Origin of the sequence: Candidatus Phytoplasma fabacearum (assembly GCF_030586805.1) — a bacterium.
In the GTDB taxonomy this organism is placed as follows: domain Bacteria; phylum Bacillota_I; class Bacilli_A; order Acholeplasmatales; family Acholeplasmataceae; genus Phytoplasma; species Phytoplasma fabacearum.
On sequence record NZ_JAOSIM010000031.1, the window covers coordinates 1 to 3,534 of the forward strand.

The window sequence follows — 3,534 nt, forward strand, 5'->3', positions numbered from 1 at the left end:
CAAGAAAACACTATTACACAATTAAATCAAGATAAAACTGATCTAGAAACTGCTAAAAATGCTCTAGAAACTGCTAAAAACAAAATAATCTCAGACCGAGAACAAACTATTAGAGATAAAGAACAAACTATTAAAACTCAAGAAAACACTATTACACAATTAAATCAAGATAAAACTGATCTAGAAACTGCTAAAAATGCTCTAGAAACTGCTAAAAACAAAATAATCTCAGACCGAGAACAAACTATCGTGACTTTAACTGAAAATGAAGAAATTAATTTTGAACAAAAAAAATATTTATATAATAAAATTAATAAAATACCTAAACAAAAAAAACTAATGTTCTCTAATAAATTCATTAGTTTAATAAAACAATATTTAAAAAATTTTAGTTTAATTAATAATAAAACATGGAAATTATTATGTAAAATTTACTTCATAATTATTTTATGTGTAATAAATATTTTATTTTACTCTTTATTAATTGAACGCTTTAAATCACATTAATAACAAACAATAAAAAATCCTAAACTAATTTCAACCCTTTAATTATATTTTATTATTTATTAAATATTAACTTCATGTAATCAATAATTAATTGTTTATTTTTATTATTCTTTTTCTTATACTGTCGAATATCATCAATTCTTTTATAAATCGAAATAATTTTTAATTTGTCTTTAATAATAGCGAATAATTCCTTTACAAATAATTTTATAGGTCTAAATTATTTCTAATTCTTTTCTTTCGATTAATCCATGTGAGATAAGAACTATTTTCTTTTATAAATCGAAATAATTTTTAATTTGTCTTTAATAATCATTAATTTCAAATCTTTTTTCTAGCCATTTCGTAAATTGGGGTTTTTATCTTTTGGACTATCGCGAAATCTCTTTTAATTTCAATAAATAAATATAATCATAATCATAACGAGGTATTTTGTTTGGAAATTTTGATTAAAATTGAGGTATCTGTCGATGCCCCACTTTTAACCCTTATTTTGTTACAACTAGTTATCAATACGAATAGATTAATTGCGTTTTATTCAGCGATTCGTTCTTGCTGTTTTATTTACAATCAGCCCCCGTCCAAACCGGACAAGCAAGTTTCCCAGCATCCGGCTTTCCATAATTCACTCTCTTTCGAGAACTAATTTCTCCTCGCGGTTGATTAGTTATTTATTCTTATTGTTCTTATTCTTTCTGATATCATGTATTTGCTGATTGGTTATCTTACGATGACAATCTTTACACAATACCTTTGTTCTTTTATTCATGATACTTTGGTAATGTGCATTGCGAATTGTCCCAATGTGATGAATTTGAAGTTGGGATGTTTTATCGCAATTCTCACAATGTTCCGCTTTTAGACGGTCAGTTAGATGGGTACGACCTTGGAATATAAATCTATTTATGGTAATGTCCGGGTTTCCCTTATAGTTACGCATTTTTTTAATTTTGTCCCAAGAGTAAACATTCCATGGTTCGTATTGGGTTTCCCTTTTATTAAGATAAGAAATCTCCCAAGTTGAACCAATTTTACCTTTCTTTCGAACTTTGGCAATTGACGTTTTCGTTTCCTTGCCAGCGTTTTCAAACAGCTATATTCCGCTAGATAATTTAAATGGGTTAAAACAGTTAGATTGTTAGCTAAACAAAAGTATTGGATAATTCCTCGGACGATTGTTTGATAGGTTCGAATTATTTTTAATTCGTCTCTATCCACTAATACTTTGGTAAACTTTTCCTTGATCAGAATGAATAAAACAAGGTTTTTTTAATTTAGGAATTTGACGGAAGGTTTTTTTACTAATTGGAGGTTACCTTGTTTTCCTAAAGCAGAAGCAATGATTTTATTATTATAACCATTGATAATGGTTGACAACCAAAAATAACCTTTATTGGTTGTAAAACAAGTTAAATCAGTATATAATTTCGTTAAAGGTTCATGAGAACGAAAATCTTTTTGGATCAGATTTTTTTTAGTTTGTTGAAATTTTTTCCAATAATGGTTTTTCAAATTCGGAATATTCCATTTTTTTAACCAATTATTTTGCTGCATGATTTTTAAAACTATTTTTTTATTGATAGAGACTTGATATATTTTTTGATAAAGAAAAGTAATTTTGCGATATCCAAAAGCAAAATGGTATTTTTGACAAAGAAAACCAATTTTTTTAATGATTTTTCTTTTTTCCATTTTTTTTAAATAATTTTTATCATGTACTTTTCGCCAATAATAATAATTATTACGGTCAATTTTTAATAATTTTAAAATTTTACAAACGGTAAAATATTTTCGATAAAATTGAACCAAGGACAGAATATTTTTTTTTAAAAGCGGGAGGTTATCAATTAAAGCATATTGGAGTAATTCAATTTCTCTGCGATTCGCCATTTTTTTGTAACCTCTTTATTTTTTTACTTGTTCATATTTTAACTCAAAAAAAAATAAAAAAAATTTTTTTTCATTTTGTTCGCCGTTTTTTTTAATTTTGTATCTAAATATATAGTGAGGGGTTATTTTTTTTAAACTTTTTCAAATGTAAAAAATTGTTCCAAATTAAAGAAATTCAACAAATTTAATTCATTTGAAAAGAGCCAAAAACAAATAAAAGTAACCAATAATTCGTATCTTTATTATTAATTACTTCAAAAAACGTTGTGTAGTAAACAGGGTGCAGTGCGAATAAGAACAATAAGAATAAATAACTAATCAACCGCGAGAGGAAATTAGTTCTCGAAAGAGAGTGAATTATGAAAATCCGGATGCTGGGAAACTTGCTTGTCCGGTTTGGACGGGGGCTAATTGTAAATAAAACAGCAAAGATAAATCGCTGAATAAAACGCAATTAATCTATCCGTATTCATAATATAAATAATAATCAGTCAGATTTTTTGAAATACAAACAAATATTTTACTAAATTTTGAGTTTACAACAAGCTCAATTGGTACAACAAATTTTTCAGACTAGAGCAAATAATGCTTCTGAAGAATTTATTAATAATTTAATGGCACAAAATATACAATTAAGCCAAAGGATTGCCAATCAACAAATAATTTTAAATAACGCTATGCCGCCACAACATTTAAATCGTTCAAATAATTCTCGTAGAAATTAAATAAATTAAATTTGTTCATTAAATCATAAAGACTATCAAAACGAGAGTCTTTTTTTATTTCTGTTAATAAAAAATGAATTTATTTATTAACTAAAAAACAAAGGAGTCTGAATATAATATGAAAATTTAAAACAATTAATAAAAGAAATTATTTTTCTAATCATCGGAATCATGATCATTTTTACTCCCGCTTATTTTGTAAAAAAACATCAGGATGAACAATTAAAACAAAAAAATTCCAGTTACGCTCTTTTTCAACAACATTTCATAGAACAACAAAAAAATAAAAAATATGCTCAATTCTATCAACCGATTATCAATAAATAATGATAAAAATTTATTTCATCATTATTTTGTTTAAACATTTCTTTCTTAAAGTTATATAATAGTGGTATATTCAAATTTCCAAATT

The 3,534-nt window shown here is 25.5% G+C and carries 6 protein-coding genes; 3 read left to right on the forward strand and 3 right to left on the reverse strand.

The features are described from left to right. Window positions 1-507: hypothetical protein (locus OC705_RS02285; protein WP_304514056.1), on the forward strand; the 507-nt coding region annotated here is incomplete at its 5' end. A gap of 667 nt (window positions 508-1,174) precedes the next feature. Here OC705_RS02285 and OC705_RS02590 read toward each other — a convergent pair. Genes OC705_RS02590 through OC705_RS02300 form a run of 3 tightly spaced genes read right to left on the reverse strand, consistent with a single transcriptional unit; the run spans window position 1,175 to window position 2,397 of the window. After that, window positions 1,175-1,447 (reverse strand): hypothetical protein, encoded by a 273-nt coding sequence (locus OC705_RS02590; protein WP_304514047.1) that lies wholly within the window; start codon window positions 1,445-1,447, stop codon window positions 1,175-1,177. Next, window positions 1,411-1,725, reverse strand: coding sequence for a group II intron reverse transcriptase/maturase (locus OC705_RS02595; RefSeq protein ID WP_304514057.1), 315 nt, complete (start codon window positions 1,723-1,725; stop codon window positions 1,411-1,413). The genes OC705_RS02590 and OC705_RS02595 overlap by 37 nt, the downstream gene beginning before the upstream one ends. Before the next feature lie 51 nt (window positions 1,726-1,776). Beyond that, window positions 1,777-2,397 (reverse strand): hypothetical protein, encoded by a 621-nt coding sequence (locus OC705_RS02300; protein WP_304513989.1) that lies wholly within the window; start codon window positions 2,395-2,397, stop codon window positions 1,777-1,779. Between the two features lie 530 nt (window positions 2,398-2,927). Between OC705_RS02300 and OC705_RS02305 the strand changes: the two genes are divergently transcribed. Beyond that, window positions 2,928-3,122, forward strand: coding sequence for a hypothetical protein (locus tag OC705_RS02305; protein ID WP_304512692.1), 195 nt, complete (start codon window positions 2,928-2,930; stop codon window positions 3,120-3,122). 171 nt (window positions 3,123-3,293) lie between these two features. Next, entirely contained in the window at window positions 3,294-3,449 is a 156-nt protein-coding gene (locus OC705_RS02310) for a hypothetical protein (RefSeq protein ID WP_304512693.1), read from the forward strand. The last annotated feature ends 85 nt before the right edge of the window (window positions 3,450-3,534 follow it).

Coding starts and splice junctions, on each gene's coding strand:
- OC705_RS02590 (WP_304514047.1), bottom strand. CDS start 1,447: ATGCGTAACTATAAGGGAAACCCGGACATTACCATAAATAGATTTATA.
- OC705_RS02300 (WP_304513989.1), bottom strand. CDS start 2,397: ATGGCGAATCGCAGAGAAATTGAATTACTCCAATATGCTTTAATTGAT.
- OC705_RS02310 (WP_304512693.1), top strand. CDS start 3,294: ATGATCATTTTTACTCCCGCTTATTTTGTAAAAAAACATCAGGATGAA.